This is a genomic window from Serratia sp. FDAARGOS_506 (assembly GCF_003812745.1).
Lineage (GTDB): Bacteria > Pseudomonadota > Gammaproteobacteria > Enterobacterales > Enterobacteriaceae > Serratia.
Genome location: NZ_CP033831.1, coordinates 196335 through 216625, shown reverse-complemented (window position 1 = coordinate 216625; position 20291 = coordinate 196335). Strand labels below are relative to the sequence as shown.

The following is a 20291-nucleotide window of genomic DNA, read 5'->3' as shown; positions in this document are numbered from 1 at the left end:
GTTAGCGGCTATGAACAAACGAAAGGCTGCACAACCATGCAGCCTTTCGTCTATTAGTATTAGGGGCGTCAGTAATTTTTACGAATGCGGATCGCTTCTTCTACCCATTCAGACAGATTTTCTTTGATGTGGTTATAGACATTGGTGCTGGTCGAATAAGGCGGATCATAGGCTTTGGCGATTGTGGAAAGCTTTGTGTCACCCAGCCTGATGTGATCCAACGGGTTGTTGCCTTTCGTGGTTTGATGGCCGCCGCTGTCTTTCAAATTGTGGATATATACCACCAGCACGCCCATGCCTTTCTTCCAGGCCTCACAGATTTCGAAATTAATCCATTTGCGATTAGCGGTATCTTTACCGGCGAGAATCACGGCGCAGCTACGATTGTCCAACTGGTCTTTGATCCAGGCGGCGATGGCACCGTCACCGCCTTTTTTAACTTCCTCCCAATCGTTATCCGTGGCTGGCCGATTACCTTCCAGCGAGCCCATTTCGCGTACCTGAGAAGCGCGCCAGTTGTCTGGCTCATAATGGAAACTGTAAAAACATTTTCTGGTCATCGGGGGTTATCCTTAGTAATGATATCGATAAGCGCCAACAGGCATTTTTTCTTCTCCGCCAGGCTGCCCGGTTCGTTAAGCTGAGCCAGCAGATTCATGGCGGCGGGGTGGCGGTGGTAGAGGGTTTCTTTCATCTCCTCCTTGATTTTTCGGTAGATCTCGGCGGATGCGCTGCCGGTACAGCCGATAGGAATGCAGACGCAGCCTTGTTCCGTGGCGATCTGGAACTCTTTCAATAAACCGTCGGCCAGCACGTATTCGCCCTCGGCGTTGCGTTTGTTGCCGAACAAAAAGATGGCGATGCCGCTGAGCGAAATCATGTTCTGGCGGTATTCCCGCCAAAGCTCTGGCAGCGCTATGCCCCCGCTGGCGAATTGGGGGAACGGACGCAACACCAACTGGCTTTCGCTGATTTTTCCCTGGCTGTCGTAAATGGCTTCCAATGCGCCGTTGATCACCGCCGTGCCTACGCCCCAGCCGAAACCGTTGACGATGCGGTACTGTTTGCGGATAAGCAGGCGCGCCAGACGATGTATGAACTGGATGGACTCTTCACGGGCATAAGGGTGGTAGTTGTCGGCGCTGCCGGAGATAAACACCGTGCTTTTCTTGAACTGTGTTTCGATGGCATACAGCAGGTCGGTGATTTGCCGATAGTCATCCACCAACAGCGTTTGAATGCCGTAACGGCGCAGATCGTTGATCATTAAGCCTTGTTTGCGGCTGTTGTAGTCACAGGACGCTTGGTCTTCACTGCCGCTGTCGCCGAGCTGAACGCGCCGCATAATGCAGTAGTGGTTTCTTTTCCCTTCGGCATACTGTGCATAGAGGCGACTCAACACATACTGCAGATTGGGATCTTCGAAGCTGAAACCGATAAACAGAAACGTTTTAGCGGTCAGCTCCGCCATCAGCATGTTGATAAAGGGAAGGTGTGTACGGGAGTAAGTTTCGTATTGTTCGCGGGTGATAATCGCCTGGTTGGGATTTCGATAGTCACCATGCATTTTATATAAGACAACATCACGTTTGTGAATGTTATTGGTCAGGCTTTCCGGTGTGGTTTTAACGTCGCAAACGCGGTTGTAACGAGCGTAAGTTTTTTCAATCAGGTCGTCGTAGTTGGTGGTCCAAAGTGACGCTATCGGTAATCTGGCGATAATCCGGTGGTTTTCTGTTTCTTCCGCCTGTTCAGCGAACTCTGTAATTATTTTTTGATTTATCTTATGTCTGTTGCCTTTTTCATTGAGGTGATACTGCGCCAGGGAAATAAGATCGCTCTCTTTTTCGATATCCAGCCCCAGTTCATAAGCGATATCGCCGATAAGCTCTTTCCAGCTAACGAAACCGGCGGGGATAGACAGCCCGGCGCCGGCGAACAGTGCGGCGCTGCCAGCTTTAATATCATTAACGTAATCACGAATAAACAGTTCTATATCACGGTTAAACATGAGGCTATCCCCGATATTTTTTCTTTATTGGTTGGTTAATAACTATGTTTTTTATGAATTAATTATGCAAATAGAACTAACAATATAAAATGGTGACTTAACTTTGTAAACTCTGCTTGTTTGTTTTTGTCGATATTGAGCGTGTTGTTTTTATATTGAATTTATTTGTTTTTATTATTCGTTTTTTTAATTTTAATATTAATTAATGCACTCTGTGTAATAAGCTGCAGTAGCTGTGGTATATGCGCATTTTTCCGCGTTGTGATTCAGATCAAACAAAAATAATTCTCACTATCATTGATTGGCGGCATAAAATGTATATACTTCGCTAAGATATGTAAGTTAACGTAAATGGATGTATTTAAATGTGTGCATGGAAGCCGAGGATTTGGCCTGTGCTTTTGGCGTTTTGTAGCTCGGCGTGGTGCGCGGAAATCACCAGCCCTGCCGATCGCGACAGCATTACCCAACAGCAGAAAACGTTGCTGGAACAGGCTCAGCAACAGCGCGAGGCGTTGCAGAATAACGTTGAATTACCGGCGTTACCGCTGCCTGTGCCGGCCGCCGCAGGAGCGGTTTGCCAGCCGGTGCGGCAGATTGTTTTTGAGGGCGCCGAGCATCTTTCCTGGTCGGTGAAAGAAAGTCTGGCACGCCCGTATCAGGGGCGCTGTCTGACGCTGGAGCACATCAACCGCCTGGTGCGCGAAACCACCAATGCTTATTTGCAACGCGGCTATGTCACCTCACAGGCCTGGCTGCAGCAGCAGGATATTTCCCGCGGTGTGTTGACCGTCAGCGCCAGCGAAGGGCGAATCGAGTCCATCACGCAAAACGGTGAGCAGACGCCGGCGTTGAAGATGGCGTTCCCCGGTCTGGTTGGTGGCGTATTGAATCTGCGCGATATCGAGCAGGGCATGGAGCAGCTCAACCGCCTGCCGTCGCAACAGGTGACTATCGATATCCAACCTGGCGAGCAACCCGGCTTTTCCAACGTGGTTTTGCTGCGTGGCGCCACGCGCGCGCCGGGTTCTTTTTCTTTCGGCGCGGATAACAGCGGCCAGAAAAGCACCGGCACCGGGCAGATGAACGCCGCCTTCTCGCTGGATAATCCGCTGCGTCTCGCCGATCAATGGTCGCTTTCCGCAGCGCGCAATAACGATTTCAGCCCGCATCATCGCAGCCGCAGCCTGAACGGCAGCGTCACCTTACCCTATGGCTATTGGTTGTTCAGCTACCAGTATGCCTGGAACGATTTTTTCCAGCAGGTGCCGTTCAACGGTACCGCTTACCGCTATCAGGGCAATAACCAGACCCAGCGTTTGGGCGCCAACCGCACGTTGCTGCGGGATGGCAAACGTAAGCTGGCTGTGGATATCGGGCTGGCGCGGCGCACCACGGAAAATAAGCTGGCGGGGGAACGGTTGAACGTCAGCAGCCCAACGCTCAGCATCGCCAGCCTAGGCCTAAATTACAGCGCGGTCGCGGGCGGCGGCTATATGACGCTGAACCCAACGATAAGCCGTGGGCTGCGCATGCTGGGCGCCACCGTCGACGATCCTGAGCGCAACGGGGCGCCGCGCAGCGAGTTCCGTAAGCTTGGTCTCAGCGCCAGCTATTTCTATCCGCTCGCACCCTCCCTCTACTACCTGACCTCGGCCTACGGGCAAACCAGCGCAGACAACCTGTATGCCGGAGAACGCATTTCCATCGGCGGGCAATACTCGGTGCGTGGCTTTAAAGAGCAGTACCTGACCGGCAATCGCGGCGCTTATTGGCGCAATGAACTCAACTGGCAATGGCAGACCTTGCCGGGACTGGGGGAACTTTCTTTGACCGGCGCGTTAGACGCCGGCTGGCTGCAGGGACGCGCCGGGCAGATCGACGGCGGCAACGTCGCCGGCGCGGCGCTGGGCGCCACGTTAAGCGGCCGTTGGTTCAATCAGGCGATCACCGTCGGTAAGCCGCTGACACACCCAGACAGCCTGCAACCGGATCGTTGGGTGGCCTACTGGCAAGCCACCGTCACGTTATAACGCCAGCACACAGCAGGAGCGCCTCGGCGTTCAAAACAACATCCTTTCGAAGGAATGAATATGGATAAGCTCAACCCTCCGTTGGCGCGCGGCGCCAGCTATTTGCTGATCTACCTGACGGCTTTCCAGCCGTTGCACCCGGCGTTTGCTGCCGGTATCACCGCCGCCAATGGCAATACGCAGGTGGTTATCAAGCCGGGGAACGTACCGGTGGTGAATATAGCCACGCCGAACGGTGCGGGCATCTCCCACAACACCTATAAAGATTTCAACGTTGGGCCACAGGGCGCCGTATTGAATAACGCCACGCACGGCGGCAAAACGCAACTGGGCGTGGAGATCTACAGCGCGCAGGGCAACACCTACCTGAAGGGAAAACCGGCGGAGTTGATCATCAATGAGGTGATCGGCGGCAGTCGTTCCGAGCTGCAGGGCAAGCTCGAGGTATTCGGCAACAAGGCCAACGTGATGATCGCCAACCCGAATGGCATCACCTGCGACGGCTGCGGCTTTATCAATGCGCCGGGCGTGACGTTAACCACCGGCAAACCGCAGTTCGACAAGCAGGGCGCGCTGGAAGCGCTGGAGGTGAAAAAAGGCGGTGTCACCATCGGCGATAAAGGGCTGGACGGCAGCGGCGCCGACTACGTCGATATCATCAGCCGCGCCACTGAGTTGAACGGCAAAATCAATGCGCAAAACCTGTCGCTGACCCAGGGCGCCAACCGCATCAGCTTCAAGGACGGCAGCATCAAACCGATCGCCGGTGAAGGCGCTAAACCCCAACTGGCCGTGGATACCAAAGTGCTGGGGGGCATGTACGCCAACAAAATCCGCCTGGTGGCCAATGAGGATGGAGTAGGGGTGAACCTGAAAGACCTCACCAGCAAACAGCGAGATATTACGCTGAGCGTGAACGGGATGATTGAGTTGGGCAATACACACGCCGCGACAGACTTGAACGCCAGCGCCAGAGAAATTCATATCTCATCAGGCGTTAAGGTGCGTGGCGAACGTGACGTGACGCTGGCTGCCGATACGCTCAACAATAACGGTAACGTGACGGCGCACCGCGATATGCGAGTGTTTGCCGATACGGTACGCAATGTGGCATTACGTGATGGTGACAACACCGCATTGCATAGCAACAATAATCTCTGGATCCAGAAAGACGCTCAGGGGAATAAATCCAAACAGATAGAAAATCGCTCCGCGCGCATTCAGACCAACAGTGGCGATTTGGTGATACGGACTGAGCAGCTCAATAACGTGCGGCAGACATTCGCGATTTCTGAAAAAATAGAGCCTGTTGATCAAGAAGGAATGCGATTATTTGGCAGCGTATTCAATGCGTATAAAAACGGAGATATAAAAAACCGACAAGATCTTTATAAAGAAGACATGTCGAAGTGGGAGAAATGGCTACTACCTTGTACGACAGCATATGAGTGTACTTATGCAAACCGGCATTCATCTACTTGGATACTTGATGAGCGAATTCGAACCCACGTTATATCTAACTCTTCCCCTGCCATTATTGTGTCTGGCAAAAATAGCTACATTAATGCTGGCTCATTGTGGAATGATGCCAGCCAATTGAAGGCTAAGGGAGATATGATCCTTACAGGTAACGCCTTCAGCTCCATCAATCATGCCTTTGGCACAAAAGAACGCTTCAACAAATTTAAACCCGATACGGAAGCCTACCTGCAATATGAGAAACTGGGATGGCCTTACCCACCATTAAGTTATGCCAATACCGGAGATCGAGCTTACCGTTGGACTTATGACAATAGAACTGAGGGGGGTATTGTCGCTGATGGCAATCTGACGGCGGACTTCAAGAGTCAGATCGACATCAGAACGGTAACGCCCAATGAAGGCCAACTCAACGACATTAATACTGCCGGGCGTCCAGAAGCCATCAGGGCAAAGAATGTGCTCCTGCATGCGGCTAACATCGTCAATACCGATGCCATCAACGCGACAGGCAATATCACCGCTATCGCAGAAGATCGCATCGTACTGGGGCAAGGTATCCTGTCTGCCGGCAAAGAGCTGAATTTAAGTGCCGTTAATACTATCGATGTATGGCAAAGCGAACTGAAAGGGCAAGACATCGCGCTTACCGCGCGTACCGGTGAGATAAAAGTTCACACCAGCGAAAAGCCTAATTACTACCATCAGGATGGTGTGCGTTGGCTGGGCAGTCTGCAGGCCTCTCGTGACCTGACGCTGACGGCGGGCAGCACCATTACGTTGCTCAATACGCTGCTGGCGCCACAAAGTCGTAACATCAGCATAACTGCTTCCGGTAGCATCTCTCTCATCAAAAATGATGCCGTTCTGATGCGCGATCGCCCCGGTGAATATCTGCCTTCAGACAAGCAGCAACACTACTTCAATGGCCTGCTGAACACTGGAAAACTGAATGCCACTGGCTCGGTCTCACTCAATAGTGGCGGTTATCTGGCGCTGCGCGGTGTCAATATCAATGCTGGCAAGGATGTGACGCTGCTGGCCGGGCATAATGCCGACCTCAACTACCGGGCGCTGGGTGGTAACTATGGGCATCTTTTTGCAACTTCACGTACCCCTGAACTCGGCAGCAAGATACACGCCGGCGGCAATTTACTGATTAACTCAGCCCGCGACATCGGCACACAGGGCGGCGCGCTCTCCGCCAACGGCAATATCACGCTGCTGGCCGGGCAGAATCTATGGTTATCGAATGTCGCCTATTCCGCTATCGATGCCGCCAATGACAACAACAAAGACGATCGCCATGTGGTCACTACCCTCAGCGCCGGGAAAAACCTGACCGCGGCGGCGAATAACCAACTGCTGACTTACGGCGCCAAGCTGACTTCCGGCGCCAACATGGCGCTGACCTCCGGTGGCGACATGCGCTTTGAGGCGGTGCAGAACCACACCTACCGCGAGGGCGGCAACGAGTTCACCGAAACCCGTACCCAGCAAGGTACCGAGCTGAATGCCGGTGGCCTGATGACGGTGATTTCCGGCGGCAGCATTCTGTTCCAGGCGACCAAGCTGGTGGTTAAAGGGTTGGGAGCGAACTGGAAACCGCCGGTAGCGGTGACGGATTGGGGCAGCCGCATCGCCGTTGCCGAGCAGCAACTTCAAAATGCGCAGCAGCGCATTAATCAGGCGCAGCAGGATAAGAGTCGCGCTGAACAAGCGAAGCACGGTAAAAGCAATGAGTTAACTACGCTGCAGCGTGACATTAACTCGCTAAAACAAAGACAAGCGGAGGTAATCAAGAAATCTCAAGAGTTTACAGCCAAGCACGGCAAGCTAATGGAAATAAACGACTGGGGTTTATGGCAACAAAGTGCTGCCATCGCAGCCGAAGGTATCGGCATTACCCATGATTTATTGGAAAAGGAGAAACGAGCGAATGCGCTCCCCAATGAAATCAATGCCGAACAATCCGCCCTCAATGATGCACAACAGCGCCTCTCTCAGGCCACACAAGACCGCGATGGCGCACAATCACGTCTGGCAACCGCCCGCAATGAGGCGACAAGTAAAGGGGCAGACGAGGCCAAACAAAAAGCTCAGGTCGACGCCCACAACCAGGCTGAAGCCATGCGCGCCGGCAATATGGATATCGCCGCCAAGGGCGGCTATCTCTACGCTCAGGCGATGGAAGAGTCCAGCCACTACGAGAAAAAGGAAACCAAGCGCAAATGGTGGGGCAAGAAAACCGAGGTTAAACAGACCCGCCATGACGTGACCAACAAGGTCACCGAGTTTACCGCCGCTGGCAATATCACGCTGATGAGCCGCGACGACAGCACCTATGAAGCCAGTAAAATCGCCGCAGGGCAAAATGCGCGCCTGACCAGCACGCATGGTCAGGTTAACTTCCGCGCGGTGAAAAACACCTCTTTCGAACAGACCGTCAGCAATTCGAAAGGCTTCTTTATCAAGCAGGCCAACAAAGGGTACGAAGACAATAAGTGGGTACTGCCGAGCATTCATACCGGTGGCGCCTTGATCGTAGAGGCTGCCAAGGGCGTCAGCGCCGATGTGAAGGTGAAAAACGGCCAGGCGCTGCAAAGCGCCATCGACGCCCTGGGCAATACGCCGGGCACCACCTGGGTCAAAGATCTGAATAAGCGCAACGACGTGCAGTGGAGCAAGGTCAAAGACGCTTACGACAGCTGGGATTACAAGAGCCAGCACCTGAACCCGGCAGTGGCGGCGGTGATCGCCATTGCGGCCGCGGCGGTGACCGCAGGCAGTTCACTGGCGGCCACGGCGGCCTCCAGCGTTTCCGGCGCCGTGGGCGGCGGGGCGGTAACCAGCGGCGCGGTCACGGCCGGGATGTCTTCGCTGGCCTCCCAGGCGGCGGTCGCGCTGGTGGAAAACCAAGGCAACCTGTCGAAAACCCTGCAGGCGCTGGGCAGCAATGAAAACGTCAGGGCGACCGCCACTGCGATGGCGATCGGCGGCGCGCTCAACGGCTTTGACAGCGCGATGGGCTGGAGCAAGGATGCGGCAGGCAAACCGCTTAACCCAAACAACGTCAAACTGCCGCAGCTGAGCAACGGCGACTGGAGCAAGGTGGCGCAGCGGGTGGCCGGGCAATCCGTCATCAGCTCCAGCCTGAATACCGCCATCAACGGCGGCAGCTTCAAGGACAACCTGACCAATGCGCTGCTGGCGAACATCGGCAGCCAGGTTCAGGCCGAGGGCGCCAACCTGATTGGGGATAACGGCGACGTTCTGGGTGCGGCCGGGAAGTCTGTCAGCCATGCGGTTGTGGCAGGCATCGCTGCGGAAATCGGGCGCGGCGACGGTAAAGGGGCTGCTGCCGGGGCGCTGGCAGCGGAGCTGGCCGGCGTCGTGATGCAGAGCACGCTGTTCGAACCGGCCAATCTCAACGAAAAGGAACGCCAGCTCTACCGTTTGCAGGAAGCGCTAAACGGCAATGAAGTAAAAGAGCAAACGGCACGAGTGATCGGGGCTTTGACCGGGGCGTTGACAACGCATACGCCGGAAGGCGCCTACAGTGCTGCGGACAGTGCGCAGTCGGTTTATCGCTACAACATGACCGAACATATGTTGATGCAGTATGCGCTGGATAATCAGAAAGACATTTTGGCCGCTGATAAAGGTGATGTTGCTGCGGCAAAACGTGTTGTGGCTCGCCGAGAAGCTGCCGCAATAGTGGCGACCGTAGGTGGCGGCGGTCTGGTACTTACTGCGGGGGGAATGACGCTGGTGGGAGCTGCGCCAGAATTGGTTCTGGCGGCACGATTGGCAATTGCCGGTTGCAAAACTAACCCCGCGCTTTGTCTGAACCAGGCCGGTATTTATGCGGCAGACATTGTGGCACCAGAGGCGATTATTGGTACTGGCGCCGTAACCACCGGCAGCACATTGATTTTGGGTAAGACCGAAGACAGCGTGAGGAAGTTGAGCCGACAGCTGGTGAACGCTTCCGATGAACTATACAAAACAAAAACGTTCAACACTCAGCCGGTTGCCGATTTTATCAAAGGAGAAACGGTAGCCGGGGCGAATTTGTCGACTAAAACGGCAGATTATTTGCGGGAAATACAGAAGGTTAACACTAACCAGTTGGTTAAGGTGTTTGACCCGAAACAGAACGAAAGTAAGCTGAACGTGTTTGGTCAGCAGTTTGAGCAGGTTCTGGGCGAAGGTGGAAGCAATAAATATGGAACAACCAAGGTTTTTGCGACAGGAAAACTGTCAAGACAAGAAATCATCGACTACGCTCAGTCGCTAGCTGGAACGGTACCATTGGAAGAGAAGAAAACTCCGAAAGGCATGGTTTACTTTGCAAAAAAAGATGGAATGGTTATCAATCTTAGAGATTTTTCCAAAAGTGAAGATAGCACAAAGGCTCGATGGACGATTGAAATTATAAAAAATGAACAACTCAATAATCTACAGGGAAAAGTTAAAAAACCTATTGAAATTAAATTTAGGTAACTCATATGAAAATTACAGCTGAGGAATTTCTCGAATACAAGAATGCCTTAGAAGGTCATTCGATGAATGCAATCTGGCATGTGACACTACCAGAGTGTTATGGCGAGGAACCAAGTTTTAGTCAAAGAAAATCATTTTTCTTTCAACTATTACAGATGCTACTTGAAGATGGGAAAATTAGGTTGGCTTCTCATGGTAAGTATCTTCGAGGCAGCACTAGTGAGCAAATATCGCTATTTAAACATGTTTTCCCCAAAAATCAGGAGGAAATGGATGCCGATGCCTTCGACGGATTCTGGTTTCTGACAGAGGAATGCCCCGGCGGCATCGTCTGGATCCATGATAGCGGCTATGAAGATTGGACCTGACTTATACATAGAAACGGCTCTTCGGAGCCGTTTCTGTTTTTTTAACGTTCCCGCCCCGAAACCCGCAACACCAGCCCCACCAGCAGCAACGCACCGCCCGAGGCATAGAGCGGGAACCAGCGCGTCCACCAGAGCGGGGAAAACAGCGGGGCGCTATTGGGATCTGCAGGCGCGTAGCCGCTATAGGTATTCAGACCGGCGGCGATGGCGAGCATCGCCAGGCCGATAAAAAGCATCAGGTTTGAGACGGTTGTCATGGCATTTTTCCTTTGTAGAGGCAGAGGGAACTCTTACTATCAATATGAATTATTGTTCGATTAATTATCTCGGCTGAATATTATTTATTTCCGCATTCATCAGGCTATTTCCTGACGATAAAATAGCATCCATTAATACTAGTCGCTTATTCCCAATAAAAAACCCGCTTTCGCGGGTTTTCTCTTTTTTTTGCTAAGCGTCACTTCACCAGCGGCTTATCATTAGGCGTTTTGAACTTCGCCAGGTATTGCGGCTGGAAGATACACATGCGCAGCACGGTGCGGTATTCGCCGTTGACGAAAAACTCGTCGATCAGCTCGCCTTCCACGTTGAAGCCCAGCTTGCTGTAGATGTGGATCGCCTTCGGGTTCTCCTTGTCGACGATCAGGTACAGCTTGTACAGGTTCAGCACCGAGAAACCGTAGTCCATCGCCAGACGGGCGGCGGTGCTGGCGTAGCCTTTGCCCTGGTGGGCGGGATCGATGATGATCTGGAACTCAGCACGGCGGTGGATGTGATCGATCTCCACCAGTTCCACTAGGCCGACCTTGGCGCCTTCGTGCTCGATGATAAAGCGGCGCTCGCTCTGATCGTGGATGTGTTTGTCGTAGAGATCGGAAAGCTCGACAAAGGCTTCGTAGGGTTCTTCAAACCAATAGCGCATAACGCTGGCGTTGTTGTCCATCTGGTGGACGAACGACAGATCGTCCCGTTCCAATGGGCGTAACCTGACGCTGGCAGTGCTGGACATGTGGGCTCCTTTGTGCCGTGAAATTGTGCAAAGTATAACTTCACAGAATGGATGAAGGCGAAAAAAAACGGCGCCGCATGGGCGCCGTTTAGGCAAGGTTCAGGCTGCGCGCATCAGTCGGCGGCGTGACCCTGCTCAGGCAAGCGTTCGCCGTCCAGCCAGGCGGCGCCATCGCGTATTGCCAAGCGGCCGTCGACGAACCAGCTCACCACCAGTGGATAGATCGTGTGTTCCTGGGTTTGCACCCGTTCAACCACGTCATCCTCCTCGTCGTCAGCGAAAATCGGCACCTTGGCCTGCAAAATCACCGGGCCGCCGTCGAGTTGTTCGGTCACGAAGTGCACCGAAGTGCCATGCTCGCTGTCGCCGTTGTCGATGGCCTGACGGTGGGTATGCAGCCCCGGGTATTTCGGCAGCAGGGAAGGGTGAATGTTCAGCATGCGGCCAGCATAGCGCTGCACGAACTGCGGGCTGAGGATGCGCATGTAGCCGGCCAGCACCACCAGATCGGGCTGGTACTCGTCGATAGCGTCCGCCAACGCGGCGTCGAACGCCGCGCGATCGGCGTAAGCCTTGGCATCCAGCGCTTGGGCGGCGATGCCGGCCGCCTTGGCGCGCTGCAGGCCGTAAGCCTGCGCCTTGTTGCTGAACACCGCCACGATCTCGGCGGCGATGCGCCCCTGCTGGCAGGCGTCAATCAGCGCCTGGAGATTGCTCCCCTGGCCGGAGACCAACACCACGATCTTTTTCATCAGTTGATGACCACTTGTTGTTCGTCGGAAGAGGCGGTCAGTTTACCGATTTTCCACGCTTTTTCACCTGCTGCGGTCAACAGCGCGATGGCCGCTTCCACTTCGGCTTCCGGCAGGGCGATGACCATGCCTACGCCGCAGTTGAAGGTGCGGTACATTTCATGACGGCTGACGTTACCGGCCTGCTGCAGCCAGGTGAACACCGCCGGCCATTGCCAGCTGGCTTCGTCGATCACCGCCTGCATGCCTTCCGGCAGCACGCGTGGAATGTTTTCCCAGAAGCCGCCGCCGGTGAGGTGAGCGATGGCGTGTACGTCCGCCTTCTCGATCAGCTCCAGCACGGACTTCACGTAAATCTTGGTCGGCGCCAGCAGGTGGTCGGCCAGCGGCTTGCCTTCCAGCTGAGTGGCGGTCGGATCGGTGTTGCTCACTTCCAGGATTTTGCGCACCAGCGAGTAGCCGTTGGAGTGCGGGCCGGAAGCGCCCAGGGCGATCAGCGCGTCGCCGGACTGCACTTTGCTGCCGTCGATGATCTCGGATTTTTCGACCACGCCGACGCAGAAACCGGCCACGTCGTAGTCTTCGCCGTGGTACATGCCCGGCATTTCAGCGGTTTCGCCGCCCACCAGCGCACAGCCGGACTGTTTGCAGCCTTCGGCGATGCCGGTGATCACGCTGGCTGCGGTGTCCACATCCAGCTTGCCGGTGGCGTAGTAATCGAGGAAGAACAGCGGCTCGGCGCCCTGAACCACCAGATCGTTGACGCACATCGCCACCAGATCGATGCCGATGGTGTCGTGGCGTTTCAAATCCATCGCCAGACGCAGCTTGGTGCCCACGCCGTCGGTACCGGAAACCAGCACCGGCTCGCGGTATTTCTGCGGCAACGCACACAGGGCGCCAAACCCGCCCAGACCGCCCATCACTTCCGGGCGACGGGTCTGTTTAACTACACCTTTGATGCGGTCTACCAATGCGTTGCCTGCATCGATATCGACACCTGCGTCTTTATAGCTGAGAGAGGTTTTGTCGGTCACTGCGCGATTCCCCACGACGGTTTGCGGTTTGAAAACTGTGCTTCCGATGTTGATTCCGGAATAAGGCGCGGCAATTCTAACAGCGCAGGCAAACGTTTGCGAGCGGCTTGTGAACCGGCTCCGCTTTTTCGTCATCTATACTGATATTCAAACTTTTGTTGATCCCGATCGGGCTATTGTGGGTGGCGCGGCAAAAAAAAGGAGGTATAATCCCGCGATTTTTTTGGCCGCAACCACCTTAATAGGAGAAAAATGATGAAGATCGTTGAGGTGAAACACCCGCTGGTAAAACACAAGCTTGGCCTGATGCGCGAAAATGACATCAGCACCAAACGCTTCCGTGAGCTGGCCTCAGAAGTGGGTAGTTTACTGACCTATGAAGCGACCGCCGATCTGGAGACGGAAAAAGTCACCATCGAAGGCTGGTGCGGGCCAGTTGAAGTGGATCAGATCAAAGGGAAAAAGATTACCGTAGTGCCTATTCTGCGCGCTGGCCTGGGCATGATGGAAGGGGTGCTGGAGCACGTGCCGAGCGCGCGCATCAGCGTGGTGGGCGTTTACCGCGACGAAGAAACCCTGGAGCCTGTGCCTTACTTCCAGAAGCTGGTTTCCAACATCGAAGAGCGCATGGCGTTGGTCGTCGACCCGATGCTGGCCACCGGCGGTTCGATGATCGCCACTATCGATCTGCTGAAGAAAGCCGGCTGCCACAGCATCAAGGTGCTGGTCCTGGTGGCGGCGCCGGAAGGCATCGCCGCGCTGGAGAAAGCGCACCCGGACGTTGAGCTGTACACCGCCTCCATCGATCAGTGCCTGAACGACAAGGGCTACATCGTGCCTGGCCTGGGCGATGCGGGCGACAAGATATTTGGTACCAAGTAAACATTTGAGCCGACTTAACGAGTCGGCTTTTTTATGCTCTTCGTCTTTCAAGCTACAGCGTTGTTGGCTGCAGGCAATAACCCCAGTCACTTATTTGATATAAGCTCCTGGGGATTATTGCCTTGGCCGCCTGGCTGTAACTTGAAATCCATTGAGCATAGACAATTCAGCTTGCATAACGATTAATGACTCAGAGGAAAAGCACACATGACCCGTCGCGCCATCGGCGTCAGCGAGCGCCCGCCGCTGCTCCAGACCATTCCGCTCAGCTTCCAGCACCTGTTCGCCATGTTCGGCGCCACCGTGCTGGTGCCTATCCTGTTCAAGATCAACCCGGCGACCGTGTTGCTGTTCAACGGCATCGGCACGCTGCTGTATCTGTTCATCTGTAAAGGCAAGATCCCGGCCTACCTCGGTTCCAGCTTCGCGTTTATCTCGCCGGTGCTGCTGCTGTTGCCGCTTGGTTATGAAGTGGCGTTAGGCGGTTTCATCATGTGCGGCGTGCTGTTCTGCCTGGTGGCGCTGATCGTGAAAAAAGCCGGCACCGGCTGGCTGGACGTGATGTTCCCGCCGGCGGCGATGGGGGCGATCGTTGCCGTTATCGGCCTGGAGCTGGCGGGCGTAGCGGCCAACATGGCGGGGCTGCTGCCGGCGGAAGGCACCAGCGCCGACTCGACCACCATCACCATTTCGCTGGTGACATTGGCGGTTACGGTGCTCGGTTCGGTGCTGTTCCGCGGTTTCCTGGCGATTATCCCGATCCTGATCGGCGTGCTGGTGGGCTATGCGCTGTCGTTCTTCATGGGCGTGGTAGATTTGACTCCGATCCGCGAGGCGCACTGGTTCGCGCTGCCGACCTTCTACACTCCGCGCTTTGAGTGGTTCGCCATCTTCACCATTCTGCCGGCGGCGCTGGTGGTGATCGCCGAGCACGTCGGCCACCTGGTGGTGACCGCCAACATCGTGAAAAAAGACCTGATCCGCGATCCGGGCCTGCATCGCTCAATGTTCGCCAACGGCATTTCGACGGTGTTTTCCGGCTTCTTCGGTTCCACGCCGAACACCACCTACGGCGAGAACATCGGCGTGATGGCCATCACCAAGGTCTACAGCACCTGGGTGATCGGCGGCGCGGCAGTACTGGCTATCCTGTTGTCCTGCATCGGCAAGCTGGCGGCGGCGATCCAGGCGGTGCCGGTGCCGGTGATGGGCGGCGTTTCCCTGCTGCTGTATGGCGTGATCGGCGCCTCGGGCATTCGCGTGCTGATCGAGTCCAAAGTGGATTACAACAAGGCACAAAACCTGATTTTGACCTCGGTGATCCTGATCATCGGCGTGAGCGGCGCCAAGGTGCATATCGGCGCGGCGGAGCTGAAAGGCATGGCGCTGGCGACCATCGTCGGTATCGGCCTGAGCCTGCTGTTCAAGGTCATCAGCCTGTTCCGCAAGGAAGAAGAGGTGCTTGACGCGCCGGACGAACCGGCGGAGCAGAAATAACGAAAAGGGCAGCCCAGGGGCTGCCCTTTTGACTTAGGGTACTCGCATCAGCTGCGAATTTTGCGGTATACGAACAGCACCACGATGGCGCCGATAACCGCTACCACGAAGCTACCGAAGTTGAAGCCGTCAACCTTGCCGTAGCCGAAGAAGGTGCTGATATAGCCGCCGACCACGGCACCGACGATCCCCAGCACAACGGTCAGGATAAAACCGCCGCCGTCTTTGCCGGGCATGATCCACTTAGCCAAAATACCGGCGATTAGGCCGAAGATAATCCAGGAAATAATCCCCATTTACTGCTCCTCTCTTGGTGGCTGAGTATGGCTTACTGCTGGGTGGCCGGCTGCGTATTGCCGTTCACCGCCGCATCGGTCTCTTGTTTCAACTCTTGCGCTTTGTTTTCGGCGCTGTTCTTGATGGCTTCGGTCTTCGCCTTGGCCTGTTCGGTCAGATCGTTAGCGCCATTGATGGCGTCGTTTTTGATGGCCTTGGCCTGATCCACCAACTGCTGGCTTTGTTTACCGGCATCATCCTTGATCGCGGCGGCCTTGGCCTTGGCGTCGTTGGTGATGGCATCGGCCTGCTTGGCGGCTTCATCTTTAATCGCTGAGGCTTTGTCCTTCAGCTGGTCTGCCTGCGTGGCGGCCTCTTTTTTGATTTCATCCGCCGTCGCTTTCGCTTTGTCCGTCAGATCGTCCGCTTTTTTCTGGGCGGCATCTTTCATCTGCTCGGCGCTGTCTTTGGCTTTATCCAGGTTGGCATCAACCTTGGAAGAGTCATCACAGCCGGCAACCAACAACCCGATAAAGGAGGCTAACAGCACTTTATTCCATACTTTCATCGTCTATATCCTTGCAGAAACCTTGTTGATGGTGATTGCGTTTTGCCTAACTATACTAGGTCAGGTTTTACTTAAATTACAAATTTAACCTGCGTAGGCATGGAGTTAGGGTTTGATATCAGATTATTCTTGCCGGTGAGGAGGCCGCAATCGATTAAACGGCGCTAAGGCATTGTTCACTATTGCGGCATAAGATCCTGCCGGTTCAACAGCGCCCGTTTTCTGTGTTAAACTGCACGCGTTTTTCTGCCAGTTTTGGTTGAGGTGCTTCTCTGAATACGCCGGCACAGCTTTCACTGCCACTTTATCTTCCCGATGATGAAACTTTCGCCAGTTTTTATCCGGGTGAGAACCCATCCCTATTAGCCGCGATCCAATCCGCCGTCCGTCAGGAACATGGCAGCTATATCTATTTTTGGTCGCGTGAAGGCGGCGGGCGCAGCCATCTACTGCATGCGGCCTGCGCCGAGCTTTCGCAGAAGGGGGAAGCGGTGGGCTATGTGCCGCTCGACAAACGCGCTTACTTCGTGCCTGAAGTGTTGGACGGCATGGAGCAGCTGGCGCTGGTCTGCATCGACAATATCGAATGCATCGCCGGCGACGAAGAGTGGGAGATGGCGATCTTCAACCTCTACAACCGCATCCTGGAGACCGGCCGCACCCGCTTGTTCATCACCGGGGATCGTCCGCCGCGTCAGCTCAACCTGCGTTTACCGGATCTGGCTTCGCGCCTGGACTGGGGGCAGATCTACAAGCTGCAGCCGCTGTCGGACGAAGAGAAACTGCTGGCGCTGCAGCTGCGCGGCAAACTGCGCGGCTTCGAGCTGCCGGAAGACGTGGGCCGCTTCCTGTTGAAACGGTTGGATCGCGAGATGCGCACGCTGTTTATGACCCTCGATCAGCTCGATCGCGCCTCGATCACCGCGCAGCGCAAGCTGACTATCCCGTTCGTTAAAGAGATCCTGGGGCTGTAGCGAGCCATCAAGTCTGTTTTTCCGCGTGCTCCAGCAGGGAACAGTAGTGCTCAACCTGCTGGCGTTGCCGATCGCTTCGCAGTTGCAAAGCGAGATTGATATGTTCCAGACACTGTGCATTGTCTGCAAGCCGTGGGTCGATTTTCCCCTGCTGTGCCAACCAGGCCGCCACGTCAGCCCAGCGCCACAGCGGTGAGGCGCCGCCGAGCCGTTGAATGGGGGAAGGGAAGCCGCCGGCGCCGCGAGTCCCGTCTTTTAGCATGGCGATCGCCTGACGCGACAGTTCAGTGAGCTCGGCAATATCGCTTAATCCCACCAGACTGGAGTCCACCGATATCACCTTGGCGCCGATATTTGCGGATTCAATATCGCTGATGGCGCTGCAAATCGCGTGGGCAAAATTATCGCTTTCTCGATCAAACTCGAGATAGACGGCTTTACCGTAGAAACAGATCAGCGCGTCATCGCATCCCGCCGTATACAGCGCATCTTCCAGCCCGGCGGTATCGGCCGTGACCCCGCCCAGCGTCAATGCGAAATGATAGAGCGTCATGGTGATTCTCCGGTTATTTTTTCTGCGACAGCGCCAGGCAGTGATCGACTTTGCGCCGAATCTGTTTGGCATGTACCTCTGGGTTTTTTGGCGTGCTCCAGATGCTCATCATATGTTCTTGGTGCCCGGCAAAGGCGCAATGTAACCGACCAAATGCGTGCCCCTTGCTGGGCCGAAAATGCCAACCCTGAGAAAGGGCGTAAGCTAATGCCGCCTGAATGTGCTTGTCTGGGTGTTTTTTCATCGCTCGTCCAGTGATGCGATCAGGGTAGGTGGGGTGTTGACGATTGTCAACGGCTGTTTCACCGAGAGATTTGGCGTTTGCGCAGCATAGCAGGGGAAGAAGACTGTGATGATGAAAAGTATTTATATAACAACCAATTAAAAATAGCCCTGTTCAGGGCTATTAGTATTTTGCGGTTCAATAAGAGGCTTGCCGGACGATTACAAAATCTCCAGCACCTGCTCCGGCGGCCGGCCGATACGCGCCTTGCTGCCTTTCACCACGATCGGGCGTTCGATCAGTTTCGGATTCGCGGTCATCGCCGCCAGCAGCTGTTCTTCGCTCAGGCTGTCGTCCGCCAGCTTCAATTCCTTGTACAGATCTTCTTTTTTGCGCATCAGATCGCGCGCCGATGTGAAGCCCAACTCCTTCAACAGCTTTTTCAGCTCATCGGCCGACGGGGGCGTTTCAAGATACAGCACCACTTTGGGATCGACCCCGTGCTGCTCCAGCAGCGCCAGGGTTTCACGGCTCTTGGAGCAGCGCGGGTTGTGGTAAATCGTGACGTTTTTCATGGCGTTCATTCCTTGTTGAATCAGCTGCGCTGGTATTGGCGGAAGCGCTGTTGCAGTTGGCGCAGTTGGTCGATGCGCGCATCGTAGCGCGCCTGTTTCAGGCTGCCGAGTTTCTGCAGCGAGCTGGCATTGCTGAGCAGGCCGATGGCCTGATCGAGCCGGCCGGTCAGCGCCAGGCTTTCGGCGCGGGCCGACAGCTCTTCATCGCGCAGCCCCTGGGCGGCACTGGCCTGCGCCAGCAGATCCCACCCGTTCGGATCGTCCGGATGGGCAAAGGTGTAGCGGTTCAGGATCTTCGAAGCCTGCGCCGGCTGGTTGCCTTCGACATAGGCGTTGGCCAGGTTGAGCTGCAGCACCGGGTTGTTGTTCTGGGCCGCGTTGGCCGCCTGCAGGCGGGCGATGGCCTGTGGCGCGCGTTTCTGGCCAAGATCGATGTCGGTCATCAGGTCGATCAGCCAGACGTTTTTCGCATCCTGCGCCAGCATCGGCTGAATGATGTTGCGCGCATCGTCATATTTTTTCGCTTCATAGAACAGGATGGCGCGGCCATATTTGGCGGCCGCCTGTTCGCGCACGTTGCCTTTGCTGAGTGAGCCGAGCAGCTCTTCGTTCAGGCCGTAGCCTTCCGAGCTATACATGCCCAGTGCGCGCACTTTGGCCATCAGATAGTCCTGTGAAGACTGTACGATGTGTTTCGGCATCTGGTTGGCGCGGTTGCGCGCGTCGGAGAGGCGGCTGTCCGGCAACGGGTGAGTCAGCAGCATTTCCGGCGGTTTGGAGGCGTAGCGCGACTGATCCGAGAGTTTTTGCAGGAAGTCGGGCATCGCTTCCGGATCGAAACCGGCGCGCTGCAGTACCTGAATGCCGATACGGTCGGCTTCCTGTTCGTTCGATTGGGTAAAGCTGATCATGCCCTGCTGGGTGCCGGCCATGGTGCCGCTCAGCGCCGCCATGCCCATGGTCGGGTTGGCCATCGCCAGCAGGATGGAACCGAGTGCGCCCACCCAGGTCAGCGGGGCGTTGCGTTGTTGATCTTCCATCGCGCGCGCCAGATGGCGCTGGGTGACGTGCGAGATTTCGTGCGCCAGCACCGAAGCCAGCTGGCTTTCGTTGTCGCTGACGCGGAATAGCGCGGAGTGCAGCACCACGTTGCCGCCGAAGAAAGCGAAGGCGTTGATCTCGTCGTTACGCACCAGATAGAAATGGAACGGCGTACGCACCGAATAGGCGCTGGCCACCAGCCGATTGCCCAACTGGTTGATGTACTGGCTCAGCAGCGGATCGTTGATCAGCGGGGCGCTGGCGCGCAGTTGGCGCACGTAGAAATCGCCCATCGCCAGCTCTTGTCCGATGCTCAGGGTGCCGCCGGCGGAGGTGCCCATGTCCGGCAACTGGTCCTGGCTTTCCGCCTGTGCTGGTGCCAGGGCGGTGGCGTTCAGCGTGCCGAGCAGCAGCACCGCTAACGCGGTTTTGGTCAACCGGTTGGTCATAGTCAGGCGTTTCCCTTAAATAATCATTTCTAAGACGTCAGCAGCAGACAAGAGTTCT

At 55.5% G+C, this 20291-nt stretch carries 18 protein-coding genes; 6 read left to right on the top strand and 12 right to left on the bottom strand.

The window, feature by feature from the left end; genetic code table 11:
* Positions 1–68: 68 nt before the first annotated feature.
* Together EGY12_RS01375 and EGY12_RS01370 are read right to left on the bottom strand one after the other, a co-directional pair.
* On the bottom strand, positions 69–560 hold the full coding sequence (locus EGY12_RS01375) for a TIR domain-containing protein (protein ID WP_123892335.1): 492 nt from the start codon (positions 558–560) through the stop codon (positions 69–71).
* Positions 557–2011, bottom strand: a complete 1455-nt coding sequence (locus EGY12_RS01370; RefSeq protein ID WP_123892334.1) for an SIR2 family protein — start codon at positions 2009–2011, stop codon at positions 557–559. The genes EGY12_RS01375 and EGY12_RS01370 overlap by 4 nt, the downstream gene beginning before the upstream one ends.
* A gap of 365 nt (positions 2012–2376) precedes the next feature.
* On the opposite strand from EGY12_RS01370, the gene EGY12_RS01365 reads away from it, so the two are divergent.
* The 3 genes from EGY12_RS01365 to EGY12_RS01355 are packed head-to-tail and all read left to right on the top strand — an operon-like array spanning position 2377 to position 10397.
* Positions 2377–4044 (top strand): ShlB/FhaC/HecB family hemolysin secretion/activation protein, encoded by a 1668-nt coding sequence (locus tag EGY12_RS01365; protein WP_123892333.1) that lies wholly within the window; start codon positions 2377–2379, stop codon positions 4042–4044.
* Positions 4045–4104: 60 nt separating this feature from the next.
* Complete coding sequence (locus EGY12_RS01360; RefSeq protein WP_123892332.1) at positions 4105–10029, top strand: DUF637 domain-containing protein; 5925 nt, start codon at positions 4105–4107, stop codon at positions 10027–10029.
* A gap of 5 nt (positions 10030–10034) precedes the next feature.
* Positions 10035–10397 carry a DUF596 domain-containing protein gene (locus EGY12_RS01355; RefSeq protein WP_047730111.1) on the top strand — a complete coding sequence of 121 codons (363 nt, stop codon included), beginning with the start codon at positions 10035–10037 and terminating at the stop codon, positions 10395–10397.
* A gap of 41 nt (positions 10398–10438) precedes the next feature.
* Here EGY12_RS01355 and EGY12_RS01350 read toward each other — a convergent pair whose 3' ends face one another.
* The 4 genes from EGY12_RS01350 to purM all read right to left on the bottom strand — a co-directional run bounded on the left by EGY12_RS01350 (position 10439) and on the right by purM (position 13195).
* Positions 10439–10654, bottom strand: a complete 216-nt coding sequence (locus EGY12_RS01350) for a hypothetical protein (protein ID WP_123892331.1) — start codon at positions 10652–10654, stop codon at positions 10439–10441.
* Between the two features lie 200 nt (positions 10655–10854).
* A complete protein-coding gene (gene speG, locus EGY12_RS01345) occupies positions 10855–11406 on the bottom strand; it encodes a spermidine N1-acetyltransferase (protein WP_004941631.1) in 552 nt (183 codons plus the stop codon).
* A gap of 113 nt (positions 11407–11519) precedes the next feature.
* Complete coding sequence (gene purN, locus EGY12_RS01340) at positions 11520–12158, bottom strand: phosphoribosylglycinamide formyltransferase (RefSeq protein WP_123892330.1); 639 nt, start codon at positions 12156–12158, stop codon at positions 11520–11522.
* Positions 12158–13195 carry a phosphoribosylformylglycinamidine cyclo-ligase gene (gene purM / locus EGY12_RS01335; protein ID WP_025303843.1) on the bottom strand — a complete coding sequence of 346 codons (1038 nt, stop codon included), beginning with the start codon at positions 13193–13195 and terminating at the stop codon, positions 12158–12160. Before purM ends, purN begins: the two co-directional genes overlap by 1 nt.
* A 255-nt stretch (positions 13196–13450) precedes the next feature.
* Here purM and upp point away from each other — a divergent pair, with 255 nt between their 5' ends.
* Positions 13451–14077, top strand: a complete 627-nt coding sequence (gene upp, locus EGY12_RS01330) for a uracil phosphoribosyltransferase (protein ID WP_004941642.1) — start codon at positions 13451–13453, stop codon at positions 14075–14077.
* Positions 14078–14284: 207 nt separating this feature from the next.
* Positions 14285–15574: a uracil permease gene (gene uraA, locus EGY12_RS01325; RefSeq protein ID WP_021504398.1), complete on the top strand. Its 1290-nt coding sequence runs from the start codon at positions 14285–14287 to the stop codon at positions 15572–15574.
* A gap of 47 nt (positions 15575–15621) precedes the next feature.
* Here the strand turns inward: uraA and EGY12_RS01320 are convergent, their stop codons facing one another.
* Positions 15622–15870 (bottom strand): GlsB/YeaQ/YmgE family stress response membrane protein, encoded by a 249-nt coding sequence (locus tag EGY12_RS01320; RefSeq protein ID WP_004941647.1) that lies wholly within the window; start codon positions 15868–15870, stop codon positions 15622–15624.
* A gap of 32 nt (positions 15871–15902) precedes the next feature.
* The gene (locus EGY12_RS01315) at positions 15903–16418 is read right to left on the bottom strand and encodes a hypothetical protein (RefSeq protein WP_019452428.1); all 516 of its coding nucleotides are present in this window, start codon (positions 16416–16418) and stop codon (positions 15903–15905) included.
* Positions 16419–16690: 272 nt separating this feature from the next.
* On the opposite strand from EGY12_RS01315, the gene hda reads away from it, so the two are divergent.
* Entirely contained in the window at positions 16691–17392 is a 702-nt protein-coding gene (gene hda / locus EGY12_RS01310; protein ID WP_025159568.1) for a DnaA inactivator Hda, read from the top strand.
* 7 nt (positions 17393–17399) lie between these two features.
* On the opposite strand, the gene EGY12_RS01305 is transcribed toward hda, so the two are convergent.
* From EGY12_RS01305 to EGY12_RS01290, 4 genes are all read right to left on the bottom strand, one after another.
* Positions 17400–17945: an AlpA family transcriptional regulator gene (locus EGY12_RS01305; protein ID WP_123892329.1), complete on the bottom strand. Its 546-nt coding sequence runs from the start codon at positions 17943–17945 to the stop codon at positions 17400–17402.
* A gap of 13 nt (positions 17946–17958) precedes the next feature.
* Positions 17959–18189 (bottom strand): hypothetical protein, encoded by a 231-nt coding sequence (locus EGY12_RS01300; RefSeq protein ID WP_033644019.1) that lies wholly within the window; start codon positions 18187–18189, stop codon positions 17959–17961.
* Between the two features lie 200 nt (positions 18190–18389).
* Positions 18390–18743 carry an arsenate reductase (glutaredoxin) gene (gene arsC, locus EGY12_RS01295; protein WP_033648817.1) on the bottom strand — a complete coding sequence of 118 codons (354 nt, stop codon included), beginning with the start codon at positions 18741–18743 and terminating at the stop codon, positions 18390–18392.
* Between the two features lie 20 nt (positions 18744–18763).
* The gene (locus tag EGY12_RS01290) at positions 18764–20233 is read right to left on the bottom strand and encodes a M48 family metallopeptidase (RefSeq protein ID WP_110147259.1); all 1470 of its coding nucleotides are present in this window, start codon (positions 20231–20233) and stop codon (positions 18764–18766) included.
* Between the last annotated feature and the right edge of the window lie 58 nt (positions 20234–20291).